The sequence below is a fragment of the Kushneria sinocarnis genome (assembly GCF_003633775.1).
GTDB classification, from domain to species: Bacteria; Pseudomonadota; Gammaproteobacteria; order Pseudomonadales; family Halomonadaceae; genus Kushneria; species Kushneria sinocarnis.
Map to the genome: position 1 here is coordinate 26,963 of NZ_RBIN01000010.1, position 17,826 is coordinate 44,788.

General features: G+C 65.5%; 19 protein-coding genes and 1 tRNA gene. 5 read left to right on the forward strand and 15 right to left on the reverse strand.

What is annotated here, in order from left to right:
* Positions 1-96: 96 nt before the first annotated feature.
* The 12 genes from C7446_RS14955 to rplU form a co-directional block, all read right to left on the reverse strand.
* Entirely contained in the window at positions 97-582 is a 486-nt protein-coding gene (locus C7446_RS14955) for a sterol desaturase family protein (RefSeq protein ID WP_245977870.1), read from the reverse strand.
* Between the two features lie 18 nt (positions 583-600).
* On the reverse strand, positions 601-1,554 hold the full coding sequence (gene ispH / locus C7446_RS14960) for a 4-hydroxy-3-methylbut-2-enyl diphosphate reductase (RefSeq protein ID WP_121173928.1): 954 nt from the start codon (positions 1,552-1,554) through the stop codon (positions 601-603).
* A gap of 179 nt (positions 1,555-1,733) precedes the next feature.
* Positions 1,734-2,198, reverse strand: coding sequence for an FKBP-type peptidyl-prolyl cis-trans isomerase (gene fkpB / locus C7446_RS14965; RefSeq protein ID WP_121173929.1), 465 nt, complete (start codon positions 2,196-2,198; stop codon positions 1,734-1,736).
* On the reverse strand, positions 2,191-2,718 hold the full coding sequence (lspA, locus tag C7446_RS14970; protein ID WP_121173930.1) for a signal peptidase II: 528 nt from the start codon (positions 2,716-2,718) through the stop codon (positions 2,191-2,193). The genes fkpB and lspA overlap by 8 nt, the downstream gene beginning before the upstream one ends.
* Positions 2,711-5,563 carry an isoleucine--tRNA ligase gene (ileS, locus tag C7446_RS14975; protein ID WP_121173931.1) on the reverse strand — a complete coding sequence of 951 codons (2,853 nt, stop codon included), beginning with the start codon at positions 5,561-5,563 and terminating at the stop codon, positions 2,711-2,713. Before ileS ends, lspA begins: the two co-directional genes overlap by 8 nt.
* Before the next feature lie 8 nt (positions 5,564-5,571).
* Complete coding sequence (gene ribF / locus C7446_RS14980; protein ID WP_121173932.1) at positions 5,572-6,594, reverse strand: bifunctional riboflavin kinase/FAD synthetase; 1,023 nt, start codon at positions 6,592-6,594, stop codon at positions 5,572-5,574.
* Between the two features lie 79 nt (positions 6,595-6,673).
* Positions 6,674-8,230, reverse strand: a complete 1,557-nt coding sequence (gene murJ / locus C7446_RS14985; protein ID WP_121173933.1) for a murein biosynthesis integral membrane protein MurJ — start codon at positions 8,228-8,230, stop codon at positions 6,674-6,676.
* A gap of 134 nt (positions 8,231-8,364) precedes the next feature.
* The gene (gene rpsT, locus C7446_RS14990) at positions 8,365-8,631 is read right to left on the reverse strand and encodes a 30S ribosomal protein S20 (protein WP_070977954.1); all 267 of its coding nucleotides are present in this window, start codon (positions 8,629-8,631) and stop codon (positions 8,365-8,367) included.
* Positions 8,632-8,798: 167 nt separating this feature from the next.
* Positions 8,799-9,932, reverse strand: a complete 1,134-nt coding sequence (gene proB / locus C7446_RS14995; RefSeq protein ID WP_121174001.1) for a glutamate 5-kinase — start codon at positions 9,930-9,932, stop codon at positions 8,799-8,801.
* A 45-nt stretch (positions 9,933-9,977) separates the two neighbouring features.
* On the reverse strand, positions 9,978-11,159 hold the full coding sequence (gene cgtA / locus C7446_RS15000; protein ID WP_121173934.1) for an Obg family GTPase CgtA: 1,182 nt from the start codon (positions 11,157-11,159) through the stop codon (positions 9,978-9,980).
* A gap of 143 nt (positions 11,160-11,302) precedes the next feature.
* Entirely contained in the window at positions 11,303-11,560 is a 258-nt protein-coding gene (rpmA, locus tag C7446_RS15005; protein ID WP_121173935.1) for a 50S ribosomal protein L27, read from the reverse strand.
* Between the two features lie 37 nt (positions 11,561-11,597).
* Entirely contained in the window at positions 11,598-11,906 is a 309-nt protein-coding gene (gene rplU / locus C7446_RS15010; protein ID WP_121173936.1) for a 50S ribosomal protein L21, read from the reverse strand.
* 393 nt (positions 11,907-12,299) lie between these two features.
* Here rplU and ispB point away from each other — a divergent pair, with 393 nt between their 5' ends.
* From ispB to C7446_RS15030, 4 genes are all read left to right on the forward strand, one after another.
* Positions 12,300-13,274 carry an octaprenyl diphosphate synthase gene (ispB, locus tag C7446_RS15015; RefSeq protein WP_121173937.1) on the forward strand — a complete coding sequence of 325 codons (975 nt, stop codon included), beginning with the start codon at positions 12,300-12,302 and terminating at the stop codon, positions 13,272-13,274.
* 76 nt (positions 13,275-13,350) lie between these two features.
* Positions 13,351-13,427, forward strand: a tRNA-Pro gene (locus C7446_RS15020).
* Positions 13,428-13,699: 272 nt separating this feature from the next.
* Complete coding sequence (locus tag C7446_RS15025; protein ID WP_121173938.1) at positions 13,700-14,005, forward strand: hypothetical protein; 306 nt, start codon at positions 13,700-13,702, stop codon at positions 14,003-14,005.
* A 121-nt stretch (positions 14,006-14,126) separates the two neighbouring features.
* Positions 14,127-14,804 carry a DUF4396 domain-containing protein gene (locus C7446_RS15030; protein ID WP_121173939.1) on the forward strand — a complete coding sequence of 226 codons (678 nt, stop codon included), beginning with the start codon at positions 14,127-14,129 and terminating at the stop codon, positions 14,802-14,804.
* Positions 14,805-14,847: 43 nt separating this feature from the next.
* Here C7446_RS15030 and C7446_RS15035 read toward each other — a convergent pair whose 3' ends face one another.
* The 3 genes from C7446_RS15035 to C7446_RS15045 all read right to left on the reverse strand — a co-directional run bounded on the left by C7446_RS15035 (position 14,848) and on the right by C7446_RS15045 (position 16,795).
* The gene (locus C7446_RS15035) at positions 14,848-14,979 is read right to left on the reverse strand and encodes an entericidin A/B family lipoprotein (RefSeq protein WP_121173940.1); all 132 of its coding nucleotides are present in this window, start codon (positions 14,977-14,979) and stop codon (positions 14,848-14,850) included.
* A gap of 93 nt (positions 14,980-15,072) precedes the next feature.
* Complete coding sequence (locus C7446_RS15040; protein WP_170150108.1) at positions 15,073-16,578, reverse strand: phospholipase D family protein; 1,506 nt, start codon at positions 16,576-16,578, stop codon at positions 15,073-15,075.
* Positions 16,571-16,795 (reverse strand): hypothetical protein, encoded by a 225-nt coding sequence (locus C7446_RS15045; RefSeq protein WP_245977871.1) that lies wholly within the window; start codon positions 16,793-16,795, stop codon positions 16,571-16,573. Before C7446_RS15045 ends, C7446_RS15040 begins: the two co-directional genes overlap by 8 nt.
* Before the next feature lie 93 nt (positions 16,796-16,888).
* Between C7446_RS15045 and C7446_RS15050 the strand changes: the two genes are divergently transcribed.
* Positions 16,889-17,743 carry a TlpA family protein disulfide reductase gene (locus C7446_RS15050; RefSeq protein WP_121173942.1) on the forward strand — a complete coding sequence of 285 codons (855 nt, stop codon included), beginning with the start codon at positions 16,889-16,891 and terminating at the stop codon, positions 17,741-17,743.
* Positions 17,744-17,826: the final 83 nt, after the last annotated feature.

Below are 17,826 nucleotides of genomic sequence, written 5' to 3' on the forward strand. Positions count from 1 at the left end.
GCCGAATCGACCGGATAGGCGGGGATACCCGCTATAACGGCGTCAGGACATGGCGCTTTAACCCACCGGGCGGGATAGCGATGCAGGAGCGGCTGATCAGCGCCCGCTATTGCCGTGACGCTTCCGGCTCAGCTCGCGCTTGAGCTGATGCACCGGCTTGACGATCAGAAAGCCGAAGGAGACACCATCGTGTTTGGTCTGTACCGCATGATGAAGCCGATGTGCCTGGATGCGCCGGCGCCAGAAGGGGCGCTGGCGATTGAAGGGCACCGGAAAGCGGCGATGCACCAGGCCATCATGAAAGAGGAAATAGGCGGCGCCGTAAGCGGCAATGCCCAGCCCCACGGCCAGTGCCGCCGGATGACCCAAGCTGCCCAGCAGGATCAGGGCGATCGAGGGGATGGCGAACAGCACGGCAAACAGGTCATTCATTTCGAATGGACCGTGCCGTTCGCTGTGGTGCGACCTGTGCCAGCACCACAGAAAGCCGTGCATGATGAAGCGATGGGTGAACCAGGCCATGAACTCCATGCCGAAAAAGGCCAGCAGGAAGAGCCCGCAGTATCCCAGCCAGATCATCATCACGGCCTCCGGATCGTGCTACGCGCTGGCGATCACCTGATCGCGCAGCTCGCGCGGCATTGAGAAGGTAACGTCTTCCTCGCGGCCGGCCAGCTCTTCCGGCGCGGTGCCCCCCATCTCCCTGAGCCGCGCGATCACGCCACTGACAAGCACCTCGGGGGCGCTGGCGCCGGCGGTCACGCCGATCGTCGAGACCCCGGCAAACCACTCCGGCTGCATCGCCTGGGCATCGTCGATCAGCCAGGCCGGCGTCCCCATGCGCTCGGAAAGCTCGCGCAGCCGGTTGGAGTTGGAGCTGTTGGCACTACCGACCACCAGCAGCACATCGCACTGCTCGGCAAGCTCGCGCACGGCATCCTGACGATTCTGCGTGGCATAGCAGATATCGTCCTTGCGCGGCCCCTGAATGGCCGGAAAGGTTTCGCGCAGGGCATCAATGACCCTGGCGGTGTCATCCATCGACAGGGTCGTCTGGGTGACAAAGGAGAGATGCTCGGGATCCTGCACCTGCAGCTGACGGGCGTCCTCTTCATCCTCGACCAGATAGATGGCGCCGCCATGACTGGTGTCATAGCGCCCCATGGTGCCCTCGACCTCGGGATGGCCGGCGTGACCGATCAGGATGCACTCTCGGCCGCGACGCGCGTAGCGCAGCACTTCCATGTGGACCTTGGTGACCAGCGGACAGGTGGCATCGAAGACCCGCAGCCCGCGCCGGGCGGCCTCGTCCTGCACGGACTTCGGCACCCCGTGGGCGGAAAAGATCACCAGCGCATCATCGGGGACTTCCTCGAGCTCGTCGACGAAGATTGCTCCCCGATCACGCAGGCTGTCGACCACGAAACGGTTGTGCACCACCTCATGGCGAACATAGACCGGCGCGCCGAAGACGTCGAGCGCCCGGTTGACGATATCGATGGCGCGGTCAACGCCGGCGCAGAAGCCGCGCGGATTGGCCAGCTTGATCTGCATGGGCCACCTCGATTGATTCATGACGAAGGGTCGTGAGCCACGACCGGCATGGCTCACAGTGTGGCATGTTTTGCCCTTGCAGGGCGATACCCGAGTGCCATCCTCGGGTATTGCCCGGGCCCGGCCCCACCGAACCGGCGGCACAAGCCCGGAACAGCATGAGCGGGCGCAGGCCGCGTCTAGTGCGTGGTCGCCGGCCTGACGTCCAGGACTTCCACCTCGAAGATCAGCGTTCGACCCGCCAGCGGATGATTGAAATCGACCTCGATCTGGCGCTCGCCGATCGACCTGATGACCCCCGGCAGCTCGCCGCCGTTGGGATCGGTGAACGACATCACCGTCCCCGGCTCAGGGATCTCGTGATCCCCGAAATCGCGTCGCGACAGGGTCTGCACGTTCTGCGGGTTGTACTGCCCGAAGGCCTGTTCGGGTGCGATCTCGTAACGGCCGCTCTCGCCGGCACTCAGACCGCTGATCGGCCGTTCGAAGCCGGGCGGCAGATTGCCGTCGCCGTAGACGAACTCGGCCGGCCGCTTGCCGTGGGTGGAATCGACCACCGAGCCGTCTTCCAGTGACAGGGTAAAGTGCAGCGAAATCATCATGTTTTCGCCGATGCGATGCCCACTGTCATTGCGCTCACTCATGCGCCTCTCCCGCTCTGCTGCGTCGTCCGGAAAACAGCGACGTCAGAATCAGTCCGATGGCACCCAGCGTGATCGCCGTGTCGGCGAGATTGAACGCCGGATAGTAGTAGACCTGCTGCCAGTGAAATGACAAAAAATCGATGACATAGCCATGCACCACGCGATCGAACAGGTTGCCGATGGCCCCGCCGATCACCAGCGCAATCGCGGCCCGGGTGAAGCGCTCGCGGGGGCTGGTCCGGGTCAGCCAGACCGACAGCGCGGTCACGGCGATCACCGCCACCAGCGCAAACAGCCAGCGCTGCCAGCCGGCATGCTCGGCCAGAAAGCTGAAGGCCGCGCCGGTATTGTGCAGCAGCAGCAGATTGAAGAAGCCCGGAATCACCTCCACCGGCCGCCCGTAGGAGAGCGTCGCGCTCAGCCAGAGCTTGCTGCCCAGATCGAGGATGATCACCAGCGCCGACAACAGCCACCAGCGCAGCGCGGCCGCACCGAGACGCGTATCGGCCGACTCAGGCATAGCGGCGGACCTCGCCGGGACCGTCCGGCAGATTGAGAATCGACCGCTCGGTCAGGGTGGGATGATCGGGGTGGGTACCGACATCCGGCCGCCGCTCCCAGCTGCGGGCGCACTTCTCGTACGGACTGGCGATCACGCTCACCCTGAGCCCCTCCAGCTCGCTCTCGACGGCCTGCGCACCGGCCTCGGCGATCGGTTTCAGGGTGACCTCGGAGGTGATCAGCACAAAGCGCAGCTCCTCGCCCAGCGGCGCCAGCAGCGCATGCAGGCGATCATCGACATAAAGGGTGATCTCGCTGTCCAGCGAGCCGCGGATGAGACCGTCGTTGCGCGCCGCCTCCAGCCGCTTGTTGACCGCCTGGCGCACCTCGAGCACCTGCTCCCAGAACTCGCGGCCCATCGGCGCATCATCCGGCAGCCGGCTCAGTCCGTCATAGAAGGTGGTGAAGAACACGCTCTCCTCGCGCTCGCCGGGGATGTGCTCGTTGATCTCCTCGGCGGTGAACGAGGTGATCGGGGCGATCCAGCGGCAGATCGCCTCGATCACGTGATAGAGCGCGCTCTGGCAGCTGCGCCGCGCCAGCGAGTCCGCCTGGGTGGTGTACTGGCGATCCTTGATGACATCGAGATAGAAGCTGCCCAGATCACGCGAACAGAAGGTATGCACCTGCTGATAGATATCGAGAAAGCGATACTCCTCGTAGGCCTGCTCGATGCGCGCCTGCAGCAGTGAGGCACGGTCGACCAGCCAGCGATCCAGCGCCAGCATGTCATCGAAGGCCACCAGGTCGCGCTGCGGTTCGAAACCGGTCAGGTTGCCCAGCAGAAAGCGCGAGGTATTGCGGATGCGGCGATAGGCATCGGCGGTGCGCTTGAGGATCTCGTCGGAGACGGCCATCTCGCCGGAGTAGTCGGTGGAGGCCACCCACAGCCGCAGGATATCGGCGCCCAGCCGATCCATCACCTGCTGGGGCGCGATCACGTTGCCCAGCGACTTGGACATCTTGCGACCGTCGGCATCGACGGTAAAGCCGTGGGTCAGCAGGGCCCTGTAGGGCGGGCGCCCGTCGATCGCGCTGCCGGTCAGCAGCGAGGAGTGAAACCAGCCGCGATGCTGATCCGAGCCTTCGAGGTAGAGATCGGCGATCGGCCCCTCGGCATGCCCCATCGGATGGGAACCGCGCATCACGTGAAAGTGCGTGGTGCCGGAGTCGAACCAGACATCCAGGGTGTCGCTGACCTTGTCGTACTGCGCGGCCTCGTCGCCCAGCAGTTCGGCGGAGTCGAGCTGGAACCAGGCCTCGATGCCGGCCTCCTCGACCCGCCGGGCCACCTCTTCCATCAGCTCGACGGTGCGCGGATGCAGCTCCCCGGTCTCGCGATGCAGAAAGAACGGAATCGGCACCCCCCAGTTGCGCTGGCGCGAGATGCACCAGTCCGGCCGGCTCTCGATCATGCCGCGCAGGCGTGCCTGCCCCCAGGCGGGATGAAAGCGGGTAGCCTCGACCCCTGCCAGCGCCCGTTCGCGCAGCGACTGACCTTCCCGGCCGGCCTGGTCCATGCGCACGAACCACTGGGCGGTGGCGCGATAGACCAGCGGCGTCTTGTGCCGCCAGCAGTGCATGTAGCTGTGCTCCATGCGCCGATGGGCCAGCAGGCTGCCGGCCTGCTCGAGTGCCTCGACGATATGGGCATTGGCCTTCCAGATGTTCTGGCCGCCAAACAGCGGCAGCGACTCGGCATAGATGCCATCGCCCTGGACCGGGTTGAGGATCTCCTCGAAGTCCATGCCATAGCGCCGGCAGGTGAAGAAGTCATCCTCGCCATAGGCCGGCGCCGAGTGCACCACCCCGGTACCCGCGCCCAGCTCGACATAGTCCGCCAGCTGTACCGGCGAAACGCGTTCGTAGCCGGCATCCAGTGCGGCCAGCGGATGGCGGAACTCAAGCAGCTCCAGCGCACTGCCCGGCGCCGTGGCGAGGGTTTCGCCTTCGAGGCCGTAGCGCTCGAGACAGCTTTCGACCAGCTCCTCGGCCAGCAGCAGGACCCGCTCGCCGACATGCACCAGCGCGTAGGTGAAATCGGGATGGGCATTGAGCGCCTGGTTGGCCGGAATGGTCCAGGGCGTGGTGGTCCAGATCATCGCCGCCGCCGGGGCCGGCAGCGTGGTCAGGCCGAAGGCCTCGGCCAGCCGACCGTCATCCACGGCCGCGAAGGCCACATCAATGGCATCGGACTCCTTGTTCTGATACTCCACCTCGGCCTCGGCCAGTGCCGAACCGCAGTCGAAGCACCAGTTGACCGGCTTGAGGCCCTTGAACACGAAGCCCTGGTCGACCATGCGCGCCAGCGCCCGGATCTCGCCGGCCTCATTGGCGTAATCCATGGTGCGGTAGGGATTCTCCCAGTCACCGACCACCCCGAGACGCACGAAGTCGGTACGCTGCACATCGATCTGCTCGGCGGCATAGGCCCGGCACAGCTCGCGCGTCTTCTCCGGCGCCAGATGCTTGCCATGGGAGGTTTCCACCCGGTGCTCGATCGGCAGCCCGTGGCAGTCCCAGCCCGGCACATAGGGCGCGTCAAGGCCGGCCAGCGTCTTCGACTTGACGATGAAGTCCTTGAGAATCTTGTTGACGGCGTGACCGATGTGAATGCTGCCGTTGGCATAGGGCGGGCCATCGTGCAACACGAACTTCTCGCGGTTGCGGCCGATCTCGCGCAGGCGCTGATACAGCCCGATCTCATGCCAGCGCTGAATGCGACGCGGCTCCTGCGACGGCAGATTGCCGCGCATCGGAAAATCGGTATGGGGCAGGTTCAGCGTGTGCTTGTAATCACTCATGTCGTGGGTCAGCCGTCTTCAGAATCGTTGGGCAAGGGTGTCGCAGCCAGCGGGGCGGACGCCAGCGGCAGGTCCACGGCACCGAAATCATCACGGGTCGGTATCGACTGCCGGAAGAAGTCGCGCGCACGCGCCATGTCATCCGCCATCCAGCGCTTGAGCGTTTCGATACCGTCAAAGGTCATTTCACCCCGCAGCCGGGCACAGGGCATTACCGTCATTATCCGCCCGTAGAGACACTCGTCGAAATCGAACAGGTGCACTTCCAGCACCGGCCGGTCGCCGCCCACCGTGGGGCGCCAGCCGATGTTGGCCACGCCGGACAGGCGGCGGCCATCGTCGAGCTCGGTCAGCACTGCATAAACACCGCGCAGTGCCAGCGGTCCGCTCAGCAGCGGCACGTTGGCGGTCGGCACGCCGATGGTGCGCCCGAGCTGGCGATCGCGGATCACCCGGCCGTGCAGCTGCCAGGGGCGACCCAGCAGGCGGGCTGCCTGATGAAAGTTGCCCGAGGCCAGCAGGGTCCGGATCCGGGAGCTCGAGACACGCTCGCTGTCCAGCGTGAAGGTGCGTGTATGCTCGAGACCGTAGCCGACCTGCTGCCCTACCTGACGCAGCAGCTCGAAGTCACCGGCACGATCGCAGCCGAAGCGGAAGTCATCCCCGACCACCAGATGCCGCACCCCGAGCCCCTCGATCAGCACCCGGTCGATGAACTCGCGCGCCGACAGCTCGCGCAGGCGGCGATTGAACGGCAGGCAGAGCACCCGATCGGCGCCATGAGCCGCCAGCAGCCGCACCTTGTCGGAGAGCCGGGTCAGCCGCGGTGGCGCCTGGTCACCGGCGAAATATTCACGCGGCTGGGGCTCGAAGATGACCACCACGGCCGGCAGGTCATGCGCCCGGGCGTGACTCTTGAGCTGATCGAGAATCGCCTGATGACCGCGATGCACGCCATCGAAGTTGCCGATGGTCACCACGCTGTGGCGATGGCGGGGGCGCAGATTGTGCAGGCCTCTGATCACTTCCATGGGGACATCGTCACGAGCATCGCTGAAAAGGGTCGAGTATAGCCGGATGCAGCCCGGCTCGACAGCATCCGCACCTGCCCTAGCCGCGCAGCCGGAGGTGCCGCAGCCGGACACCGGTCAGTGCCAGCCAGCCGAAATAGACCGACACGCCGCCGATAACCAGCGCGGCAATCATTGCCAGCCGTCGCGGCAGCTCCCAGGCCAGCCAGCTGTGCCACTCCGGCGTGGCCCACCACAGTCCGCCGGTCAGCAGCAGGCAGCCGCCGCCCAGCTGCCCTGCCAGCCGCCACCAGCCGGGCTGAAAGTGCAGCACATCACGCCGGCGCAGACCGCGCGCCAGCAGGCCGGCATTGAGCCAGGCCGAAAGGGCCGTTGCCAGAGCCAGCCCGGCATGGGCCAGCGGCCCCATCAGAGCCACGTTGAGCCCCATGTTGGCAATCATCGCCACTACCCCGATCTTCACCGGCGTAACGGTATCCTGACGCGCGTAGTAGCCCGGCGCCAGCACCTTGATCAGCATGAAGGCCAGCAGGCCGGTGGCATAGGCGCGCAGGCTCAGGGCCGACATCGCGATGTCATGCTCGGTCATCGCGCCGTACTGGAACAGGGTCACCAGCAGTGGCTCGGCCAGCACCAGCAGGGCCAGCGCCGCCGGCAGCCCGATCAGCAGCACCGCCCGAATCCCCCAGTCGAGCATGCGCGCGAAATGCTGCGGATCATTGGTGGCATGCTGACGCGACAGCGCCGGCAGGATCACCGTACCGATGGCGATGCCGAACACGCCCAGCGGCAGTTCGACCAGCCGATCGGAGTAGTAAAGCCAGGACACGCTGCCCGAGGCCAGCAGCGAGGCCAGCACGGTATCCACCAGCAGGTTGATCTGCGACACCGACACCCCGAACATCGCCGGGCCCATCAGTCGCAGGATACGCCGTACCCCGTGATGGCGGAAATTCGGTCGCAGCCGCGGCAGCAGGCCAAGCCGGGCCAGAAACGGCAGCTGGAACAGCAGCTGGGCCAGCCCGGCCAGCAGCACCCCCCAGGCCAGCGCCATCACCGGCTCGGCCAGCAGCGGCGCCAGCCACAGTGCCGCGGCGATCAGCACCAGATTGAGCAGCACCGGAGTGAAGGCCGGCACCGCAAACCGGCTGTAGCTGTTGAGCACACTACCGGAGAAGGCGGTCAGCGAGATCAGCAGCAGATAGGGGAAGGTGATGCGCAGCATGTCGGCCGTCAGCGCCAGCTTGCCGTGGCCGTCATCATGAAAGCCGGGGGCAAACACCCACACCAGCCAGGGAGCACAGACCACCGCCACCACGGTCAGCGCCAGCAGTACCAGCGCCAGGGTACCGGCAGTGGCATCGAGCAACTCGCGGGTCTCGCGATGCTCACGCTGGGTGGCGTACTCCGACAGCACTGGTACGAAGGCCTGATTGAAGGCCCCCTCGGCAAACAGCCGGCGCATGAAATTGGGAATGCGAAAGGCGATGAAAAAGGCATCCGCCCCGCTGCCGGCACCGAACAGGGTGGCGATCACGACATCGCGCACCAGCCCCAGCACACGCGACAGCATGGTCATGACGCCCACTACGGCACCGGAGCGCAACAGACCATTCCCCGTTCGCGATTCACTCATGACAGGATGCTCAAGATGGGCTCACCGACAGCACCATCGCACGCCAGCGGCTTCGATGGCGACAGCCGGCCAGGCCGATAATCGGCGACAAAAAAACCGGCCGAAGCCGGTTTTTTCTCCAACGGCTACCGGCTTCAGGCCGCCAGCGCCTTGATGCGGGCATTGAGCCGGCTCTTGACGCGCGCAGCGCGCTTCTTGTCATAGGCCGGCTTGTCGGCGATCCGATCGATCACCTTCTGGGCTGCGCGGAATTCGCTCATCGCGGCAGCGTGATCGCCGCTGCGGATCGCCTTGACCACGCGCTTGATGTAGGTGCGTACCATGGAACGCTGGCTGGCGTTGTGCTTGCGGCGCAGTTCGTTTTTCAGCGCGCGCTTGCGGGCCTGCTTGGTGTTGGCCATCGTCGTCTCTCCCTGGAGATGTGGACGTAGTGCATTGATTGAAGCGCCTCTTGAGCGGGCGCCTGGCAAGGAGTCGGCTCACCCCGGCCGCTGCTGCAGGGCATGGCCGATGGGCAAGGCGAGCGGCATTCTAACAGCGTTGCGACGGTGGCGCCAGATGGCGCTGTCTACAGCACCACCAGATTGTCGCGATGGATCAGTTCCGGCGCTTCCATGTACCCCAGCACCTCCGGGATGGCATGACTGGCAATGCCCAGGATGCGCGCCGCCTCGCCGGCGTCGTAATTCACCAGCCCGCGGGCAATCACCCGGCCCTGCTCATCCAGGCAGGAGACCATGTCACCACGCCGGAACTGTCCGGCCACCCGGGTCACCCCGACCGGCAGCAGGCTCGAACCGCGGCGACACAGTCCGGCGACGGCGCCTGCATCGAGTGTCAGCGTACCGCGCACCTGCAGCTGCCCCGCCAGCCAGCGCTTGCGCGCGGTCATGGGCGCGTGCTCGGGATGCAGCAGGGTACCCAGCCGCTCGCCCGCCATCAGGCGTGCCATGACCTCCGGCTGACGACCGCTGGCAATCGCGGTCACCGCTCCCGAGCGCGCCGCCAGCCGTGCCGCACGCACCTTGGTGGCCATGCCGCCGCGCCCCAGCGCACCGCCGTCGCCGGCGACCTGCTCCCAGCGCGGATCGCCGGCATCGCCCTCGTGAATCAGCCGGGCACCGGGGTCGTGGCGCGGATCGGCGTCGAACAGCCCCTCCTGGTCGGTCAGGATGATCAGGGCATCGGCCTCGAGCAGATTGGCCACCAGCGCTCCCAGGGTGTCGTTGTCCCCGAAGCGGATCTCGTCGGTCACCACGGTATCGTTCTCGTTGACGATCGCCACCACCTGCATCGCGATCAGGGAGCGCAGTGCCGAGCGGGCGTTGAGATAGCGCTTGCGATTGGAGAGATCATCATGGGTCAGCAGGATCTGCGCGGTGCGCACATCGAAGCGGGCAAAGTGCTGCTCATAGCACTGCACCAGCCCGGTCTGGCCAACCGCAGCGGCGGCCTGCAGCTCGTGCAGCGCGCCAGGGCGGCGGGTCCAGCCCAGCCGCGCCATGCCCGCGGCAACCGCGCCCGAGGAGACCAGCACGACCTCGACGCCCTGACGGTGCAGGGCGGCCAGCTGGTCGACCCAGCCGGCAATCGCGGCCTCGTCAAGCCCCCGGCCATCGTTGGTCAGCAGGGCACTGCCGATCTTGACCACCACGCGCCGGGCCTGCGCCAGTGCGGCACGCGTCACTGCCTGTTCACTCATCGCCTCGCTCTCCGACTCGACCACCCCGTGCAGCCACCTCCCGGCTCAGGGCGCGTACTCGATCTCCATGTCGTGATCATCGTCGTCGTCATCATCCTGCGCGGCATGACGGCGGCGGTGTCCCAGCCGATCCTCGGTGCGTGCCACGGCCTCGGCTTCCATGCGCTGGCGCATGTCGCGCTCGAACTCGGCCGCCGTCTCGTCCTCGGCCTCCAGCCGGGACTGCTCGGTCAGCCAGCGATGAATCGTCTGCATCAGGGTATCGGTACCCTCCCGGGCGATGGCCGAGATGTGGAATACCGGCCCTTCCCAGTTCAGCCGGGCCCGGATCTCGTCGGTCAGTGCCTTGCGTGTGTCGTCATCGACCAGGTCGCACTTGTTGAGCACCAGCCAGCGCGGCCGCTGCGCCAGGGTCGCCGAGAAGCGCTGCAGCTCGGTGACGATGCGCTCGGCCGCGTCGGCCGGATCGCTCTCGTCAAACGGCGCCACGTCGATCACATGCAGCAGCAGCCGGGTACGGGTAAGATGCTTGAGAAAGCGCTGACCCAGTCCGGCGCCCTCGGCCGCCCCCTCGATCAGCCCCGGCACATCGGCCATCACGAAGTGTTCATGCATGCCCAGCTGGACCACGCCCAGGTTGGGCACCAGCGTGGTGAAGGGATAGTCCGCCACTTTCGGCCTGGCTGCCGACACCGACCGGATGAGCGTGGACTTGCCGGCATTGGGCATGCCCAGCAGGCCGACATCCGCCATCAGCTTGAGCTCGAGACGCAGCTGACGCCGCTCGCCTTCGGTGCCGGGCACGGTCTGACGCGGCGCACGGTTGGTGGAGGACTTGAAGTGCACGTTGCCCAGCCCGCGTCGGCCGCCCTGGGCCACCTTCAGCTGCTGACCGTGCTCGGTGACGTCCCCGATCACCTCCAGCGTATCGACATCGATGACCGTGGTACCCACCGGCACCTTGACGAGCAGATCCTCGCCCCGGCGACCGTTCATCTGACTGCCCTGGCCGGGACGCCCGGTCTCCGCCCGGTAGTAGCGCTGGTACTTGAAGTCGATCAGCGTATTGAGCGCCTCATCCCCGAGCAGGATGACACTGCCGCCATGACCGCCATCCCCGCCGTCGGGACCCCCGCGGGGAACGTACTTCTCGCGCCGAAAGCTCAGACAGCCGTTGCCGCCCTTGCCTGCCTCGACGGTAATTGCCGCTTCATCGACGAATTGCATGATCCTGCTCCCGGCGCACACACGCCATGACCATGAGCCTGTTCACGCTCGCCGTACCGGCGGCGGCCGGAGAACGGGCTCCACGAAAAAGGCCCCGCCGAGGCGGGGCCTTCCAGAGCGCCTGGCAGCGCAGTTCAGCCATCTCAGGCAGAGACGATGCTGACCTGCTTGCGCTGCTTCGGCCCCTTGGTTTCAAACTGCACCACGCCATCCTTGAGTGCAAACAGCGTATAATCGCGGCCTACACCGACGTTGTCACCGGCGTGAAACTTGGTGCCACGCTGACGCACCAGGATGCTGCCGGCAGTGGCCGCCTGGCCGCCGAACAGCTTGACGCCAAGGCGCTTGGATTCGGAATCGCGACCGTTGCGCGAACTACCTGCCGCCTTCTTGTGTGCCATGAGGCTATCCTCCTGTCATCGGGGAATCGCTGCCGCTTCAGGCAGAGATTCCGGTAATCTTCACTTCAGTGTACCACTGACGGTGGCCCTGACGCTTCATGTGATGCTTGCGGCGGCGGAACTTGATGATCTGCACTTTCTCGCCGCGGCCGTGCGAAACCACTTCGGCACTGACCCTGGCACCCTCGACCAGCGGCGTACCGATCTTCACATCGTCGCCGCCGACCATCAGGACCTGGTCGAAGTCGATGCTGTCACCGGTGGCCACATCAAGCTTTTCGAGCCTGAGGCGCTCACCTTCCTGAACGCGGTACTGCTTGCCACCGCTCTTGATTACTGCGTACATGGGATCTCTCCGGGAAACTCATCCGTCTGGCTGCTTCATCGACCTGTGGCAAGTGGCACGCATGGCACCATCTTACAGGGAGCCCGATGAGTCGAACCACCGACCGGCAGCACTGTCAAAGCGCCAGCCGGCAAATGCGATTCGGGGCGGCGAATTATATATTGCTGCAGGCATCGTCTCAAGCCCCGTGTGCCAGCGGCTTGACGCCCTCCGGGGGGCCGCCTAGCATAGCCGCAATTCAGGGCCGTTCGCGTGTGCGCGTTCCGGGCAGCCAGTCAGGGCCCGAGCGTCGTCGTATCGACCGTGTCGCTGGAACGATGCCTGCATCACCCATCCCGCACCGGTGTCCTCACCCCGCGGGATCAGCCCGAGGTTCCCGTGACCAGTCCAGTCATGTCCACCACTGCGCCCCCTACTCATGCCCCGGTCACCGAAGACTTTGCTGCCGTCGATCGCACCATCCGCGATCGCCTCGCCTCACGCGTACCGCTGGTTCAGACGATCGGCGCCTATATCGTGGACAGCGGCGGCAAGCGTGTCCGGCCGCTGCTGACCCTGCTGGCGGCACGCGCCCTGAACTATACGGGTGATCGCCATATCCTGCTGGCCGCCCTGATCGAATTCATGCATACCTCGACGCTGCTGCACGATGACGTCGTCGACGAGTCGAAGCTGCGCCGCGGCCGTGCCACCGCCAATGACACCTGGGGCAATGCACCTTCGGTGCTGGTCGGCGACTTCCTCTATTCGCGCTCGTTCCAGATGATGGTCGATGTCGGCTCGATGCGGATCATGACCATTCTCTCCAGCGCCACCTCCACCATTGCCGAGGGGGAAGTGCTGCAACTGACCAATATCGGCAATGCCGATATCAGTGAAGAGGACTATTTCGAGACCATCCAGGGCAAGACCGCCATGCTGTTCGAAGCCGCCTCCCACACCGGGGCCGTGGTAGCGGACGCCACGGCCGAACAGGAGGGTGCCCTGCAGCGTTATGGGCGCTACCTGGGGCTGGCCTTTCAGCTGATCGATGACCTGCTCGACTACCAGGGAGATGCCGATACCATGGGCAAGAACGTCGGTGACGATCTGGCCGAAGGCAAGCCCACGCTGCCGCTGATCCATGCCATGGCAGCCGGCACGCCCGAGCAGGCGGCGCTGATTCGCGAGGCAATCGACCAGGGCGGTTTGGGCCGGCTGCAGGAGGTGCTGGAAATCGTGCATGGCTGCGGCGCGCTCGACTACACCCGCCAGCGGGCCGAAGCGATGGTCGAGCTGGCGCTGAACGAACTGGACGTACTGCCGCCCTCGCCCTATCGCGACAGTCTGGAATTGCTGGCCCGTCAGGCGGTTGATCGTTGCGCCTGAGCCTTGCATTCAGCAGTACGCCGTGTACAATGACGCACCGTCAGCTCGACGTCGTCCCGAACGACGAAAGCGACATCGGAGTGTAGCTCAGCTTGGTAGAGCACTGCCTTCGGGAGGCAGGGGTCGTAGGTTCAAATCCTATCACTCCGACCAGGATACAGCAGAAACCGCCACTCACGGCTCGCCGGGGTGGCGGTTTTTTCATGGGTCCTGCCCCGCCTTCTGCAACCCTGGCATCAGCGCTCCGGTGACCGCGTGCCGGATCAGCCTTTCGCCGTGCACGAGAGTCGATCACACTGTCCGTGGCTCTCCCGGAAGACCCGGTCATCCCGGGGGGCGGCCTTTCATAGGACCGCGGGCGACTACACTATCGTGTCGAAGACACCCTCATCGTCCGTTCACTCTCCTGTCCACTGGAGCGCACCATGACCATCGAATCCCGGGGTTACATCGTTGCCAGCGAATCCGCGATCATCGGAGCCGGGGCCACCATCGAGGAGGCCGCCGGCGAAGCGCTGGAGTGGCTGGATGACTACGAGACGCTCGAAGCACTGATCGCCGACCTGCGCAAGACACCCGAGACCGCCCACGAAAAGGGCGCCAAACCTTATCTGCGGCGCGCCAGTGCCGGGCTGCTGAAGACCTGCCACCACATCGGCCCGCCCGATAGCTGGACCGATCGTGACGGGGTTGCCTGCACTGCCGAGGAGGCAGCCGACGACACCCGCTGACCACCGTTACCGCCGGTGCAGCCGGCAACCTGCAGGCCGCCCGGCGGTTTGCCAGCGGCGCATGACACGTCTAAACCCCTGACAGTCAATCATTGAAACTGCCGATGGGGAGTTATCCGCAATGCTGGTTTTCTGGTCCTGGATCTTTCTGCTGCTGGGGGTAGCGACCTGCCTGATCATCGCCATCGACATTCGCAAACGTCCCCAGCACATGGCGGTCATGAACGTCACCTGGCCGATTACCGGACTCTACATGCCGGTGATCGGCTGGTGGGCCTATGTGGCGATGGGGCGGGCGCCGCCTGCAAACGAGCAGCAGGCCCACCACGGTCAGCATCACCACGGCGGGGGCAAGCCGAAATGGCAGGGAGTCTTCGTATCGGCGACGCACTGCGGGGGCGGCTGCACGCTCGGCGATGTGGTTGCGGCACCGCTGGCCAGCGCCACCGGATTTGCCCTGTTCGGCTCCGAAATCGCCGGCCACTTCGTGCTGGCCTTCATTGCCGCCTACGCCTTTGGCGTGCTGTTCCAGTACCTGCCGATTCGCGCCATGAGCGACAGCGGACCCGGCGAGGCGCTGCGTGATGCGATCAAGGCGGACACCGGCTCGCTGGTGGCCTTTCAGCTCGGCATGTATCTCTGGATGCTGATCGCCGCGTTCGGCTGGATGGGCGGCATGCTGGACGCCTTTACGCCCCGGTTCTGGTTCATGATGCAGATTGCCATGCTGGTCGGCTTCGCGACCTCTTATCCCGCCAACTGGCTACTGGTCAACCGGGGCATCAAGCATGCCATGTAAGGCTGTCCGTACCGGGCCCCCGCCAGCGGGCGGGGGCCGACGGTCAGTCAGCGGCATCCTCGATCTGCTCGCCACCCTGGGAAATATCCTCACCGGCACCTTCCATCGTGTTGCAGCCACTCATGGCAACCCCCGACAGCAGCAGGGTGATCAATAGCGCGCTGGTCTTCTTCATCTTTGCTACTCCCTGAATGAATGCTTGCAGGTCCTGCGACCTCGCTCTCCAATGTAGCACTGCCGCCGACCGCTTGCCCGCTCACGGTGCACGTCACAGCAGGCGACTGATACCGGGCAGCGCACCAAGCCAGGCCTGTAGCCGGTGTCGCCAGGAGCCGGGCTCCCGCGGGGTCGACTGATCGGCACCACGATCACGCCAGTGCCAGCTCAGCTGCTGCTCCGTCATGACGACCCGGAAGCTGCGCTCGGGAGCAAGTGAACGCTCGATGGTACGGCGCAGCTGCTCGTTGAGCTGTTCACTCTCCACCAGCAGCCCCATTTCGGTATTCCACCACATCGAACGGGGATCCATGTTGTAGGAACCGATGAAGACCCGATCCCGATCGAAGGCCATGGCCTTGCCGTGCAGGCTCGAGGAGAGTGCCCCGAAGCGGCTCGCCAGCCGCTTGCGGCGCTGATGCTTGCCGGGCCTGCGGGTATCGAAGCGCAGCTCGTGCAGCCGCGCCCCCAGCCGCAGCAGGCGGTTGCGCCAGAAGGCGTATCCACCCTGCACGATGGGCGTATCGTTGCCTTCCAGCGAGTTGGTCAGCGCCGTCAGTGCCACCCCGCGCCGGATCATTGCCTCCAGATCGATGTAATCCCGCTCGCTGGGAATGAAATAGGCCGAGACCAGATAGAGCTCATCCTGCACCTGGTCGAGCACATCGGCCAGCTGTGGGGTCAGGCAGTACTCCAGCGACGGTCGCTGCCACCAGGCACACTCGATCTTGGCCGGATGATCCCAGAGCAGCCGGGCCGGTGCCGGAATCAGCGTCTCCGACGCCATCCGCCCGAGCCCCTCGAACCGATCGCTGCTCTCGAGCGGCTCACCATCGAGATCGTCACGCTGAGCGAGCTGCTCGCGACACCACTGCCAGTCATGCGTGGCTGCGCTCAATGTCGCGAGGCGCTCAACCGAACGACTCGACCAGTAGGTATCGAAGCAGCGGCCCATCTCGTCGATCACCGGCCCACCCACCATCAGCAGATCGAGATCGGCGAAGTTGTACTCGCTGTCGGCACTGAAGTAGTCATCTCCCATGTTGCGGCCGCCGGCAATGCCGACCCGGCGATCCACCAGCCACTGCTTGTTGTGCATGCGCCGGTGCGAGCGCCAGCCGGTCAGCACCATCGCCAGCCGCTGGCTCCAGACCGCACCGCGCCAGAAATGCACCGGATTGAAGACCCGCACTTCCACATTGGGGTGGGTATCCAGGGCCCCCAGCAGCGTCTGCAGCTGAATGGCACTCAGGTCATCCACCAGCAGGCGCACCTGAACGTTGCGTTCGGCGGCACAGAGCAGATCCTCGAGCAGGGCCCGGGAGGTATTGCCCTCCTCGACGAGATAGGAAATCATCTCGACGCGGCGGGTGGCCAGCCGGGTCAGTCGCCGGCGCTTGTCGAGCGAATCGCGCCCTTCGGTCAGCAGGCGCACCCCGCCATGCTCGGGCCGGTCGTGCTGACTCACCCACTCCTCCAGCAGCGAGGCCGTCGGTCGCGAGTTGAGCAGCGGCGTCGCCGGCTGGCCGGGAGTGACACCCTCTTCGGATTCAGTCATCGGTTTCCTTGGTGGCTCTGCCTGAAGGAGCATGGCGCATCCGGTCACGCCAGCGACGGTTGCGGCGATAGCGCCGCATCAGGGCCACGCTCACCGCGATGGTCAGCATGACGATCAGCACGGCTGCCTGCAGCGGTCGTGCCTGCGACAGCGGAAGCAGGGTCTGCAGGGCGACGATGATGATGAATCCCGCCATCTGTGAGGCAATGGCGAGCATTCGCAGTGAATCCCCGGGCTTGTGCATCCTGTGTTTTTCGGACAGCATCCGCTCCATCAGCATAAGCTTGTTTCGCAGCCCTCGGCCCTTTCCATGACAGCCATCACACTCGGCCCCTGGCTGATTGCCCATTCGCAGCTCTACCTGCTGCTCGTTGGCCTGATCCTGACCGCCGCCACCTTCCGGCTGCTGCCCGGACGCCCGCGCTATCGCGAGTGCTGGCTGGCAGGCGTGGTGATCAGCTGGTGTATCGGTGCCCGCGCCGGGGCCGTGGCTGCCGATCCCGCAGCCTGGCAGCACACGGCACTGCGGGTCCTTGATCCGGCGCAACCCGGTTTCAGCACGGCCGGCGGGCTGGTACTGGCCTGCCTCTGGACACTCTGCTGGCTGCGTGGCAGCGCCCGTCGCCGGGCGCTGTGCCTGATCTGGGTGGCCCAGCTGACATGGCTGGGACTGCAGCTCTGGCAGCCGCTGGCATCACCACCGGCAATCACCCGGCTGCCGCGGATGGCACTGACTTCAACGGCAGGCAGCAAGGTCGATCTCGTTGCCGACGCCGGACGTCTCCCCACCCTGGTGCTGCTGTGGCGCAGCGATTGTCCTCGCTGCGTGTACACACTCTCACAGCTATCCCTGCAATCGTCTACCATTGCGGCACGGAGTGTCGCCATCAATGAGGGGGAGCCGCTGGTGCTGGGACTGCGTTACGCTGGCGACGGTACGAACGCCGATATGATCCTGCTGCAGGATCCATCCCAGCACTGGCTGACCCTGAGCCGGGCGCCCGGCCTGCCGGTACTGCTGCTGTTCGATCGCCGGGGCCGACTGCTCGAGTCACATGCCGGTGCCGTGGCGCCCGCACTCTGGCGCCGATGGCGCGAGCGCCTTGAGGCGATACCAAAGACGCCATCCCCTCACCCCGTAGCCGCGGTGACACGTGCCCCTTAAGCCGACAGCCGCTTTTCGTTAAGATACCGCGCCCGAAACCTGCCCGTGCCGGGCATCTCCTTCCGACATGCATTCGAGGCATC

Coding starts and splice junctions, on each gene's coding strand:
- C7446_RS14955 (WP_245977870.1), bottom strand. CDS start 582: ATGATGATCTGGCTGGGATACTGCGGGCTCTTCCTGCTGGCCTTTTTC.
- ispH (WP_121173928.1), bottom strand. CDS start 1,554: ATGCAGATCAAGCTGGCCAATCCGCGCGGCTTCTGCGCCGGCGTTGAC.
- fkpB (WP_121173929.1), bottom strand. CDS start 2,198: ATGAGTGAGCGCAATGACAGTGGGCATCGCATCGGCGAAAACATGATG.
- lspA (WP_121173930.1), bottom strand. CDS start 2,718: ATGCCTGAGTCGGCCGATACGCGTCTCGGTGCGGCCGCGCTGCGCTGG.
- ileS (WP_121173931.1), bottom strand. CDS start 5,563: ATGAGTGATTACAAGCACACGCTGAACCTGCCCCATACCGATTTTCCG.
- ribF (WP_121173932.1), bottom strand. CDS start 6,594: ATGGAAGTGATCAGAGGCCTGCACAATCTGCGCCCCCGCCATCGCCAC.
- murJ (WP_121173933.1), bottom strand. CDS start 8,230: ATGAGTGAATCGCGAACGGGGAATGGTCTGTTGCGCTCCGGTGCCGTA.
- rpsT (WP_070977954.1), bottom strand. CDS start 8,631: ATGGCCAACACCAAGCAGGCCCGCAAGCGCGCGCTGAAAAACGAACTG.
- proB (WP_121174001.1), bottom strand. CDS start 9,932: ATGAGTGAACAGGCAGTGACGCGTGCCGCACTGGCGCAGGCCCGGCGC.
- cgtA (WP_121173934.1), bottom strand. CDS start 11,159: ATGCAATTCGTCGATGAAGCGGCAATTACCGTCGAGGCAGGCAAGGGC.
- rpmA (WP_121173935.1), bottom strand. CDS start 11,560: ATGGCACACAAGAAGGCGGCAGGTAGTTCGCGCAACGGTCGCGATTCC.
- rplU (WP_121173936.1), bottom strand. CDS start 11,906: ATGTACGCAGTAATCAAGAGCGGTGGCAAGCAGTACCGCGTTCAGGAA.
- ispB (WP_121173937.1), top strand. CDS start 12,300: ATGTCCACCACTGCGCCCCCTACTCATGCCCCGGTCACCGAAGACTTT.
- C7446_RS15025 (WP_121173938.1), top strand. CDS start 13,700: ATGACCATCGAATCCCGGGGTTACATCGTTGCCAGCGAATCCGCGATC.
- C7446_RS15030 (WP_121173939.1), top strand. CDS start 14,127: ATGCTGGTTTTCTGGTCCTGGATCTTTCTGCTGCTGGGGGTAGCGACC.
- C7446_RS15035 (WP_121173940.1), bottom strand. CDS start 14,979: ATGAAGAAGACCAGCGCGCTATTGATCACCCTGCTGCTGTCGGGGGTT.
- C7446_RS15040 (WP_170150108.1), bottom strand. CDS start 16,578: ATGACTGAATCCGAAGAGGGTGTCACTCCCGGCCAGCCGGCGACGCCG.
- C7446_RS15045 (WP_245977871.1), bottom strand. CDS start 16,795: ATGCTCGCCATTGCCTCACAGATGGCGGGATTCATCATCATCGTCGCC.
- C7446_RS15050 (WP_121173942.1), top strand. CDS start 16,889: ATGACAGCCATCACACTCGGCCCCTGGCTGATTGCCCATTCGCAGCTC.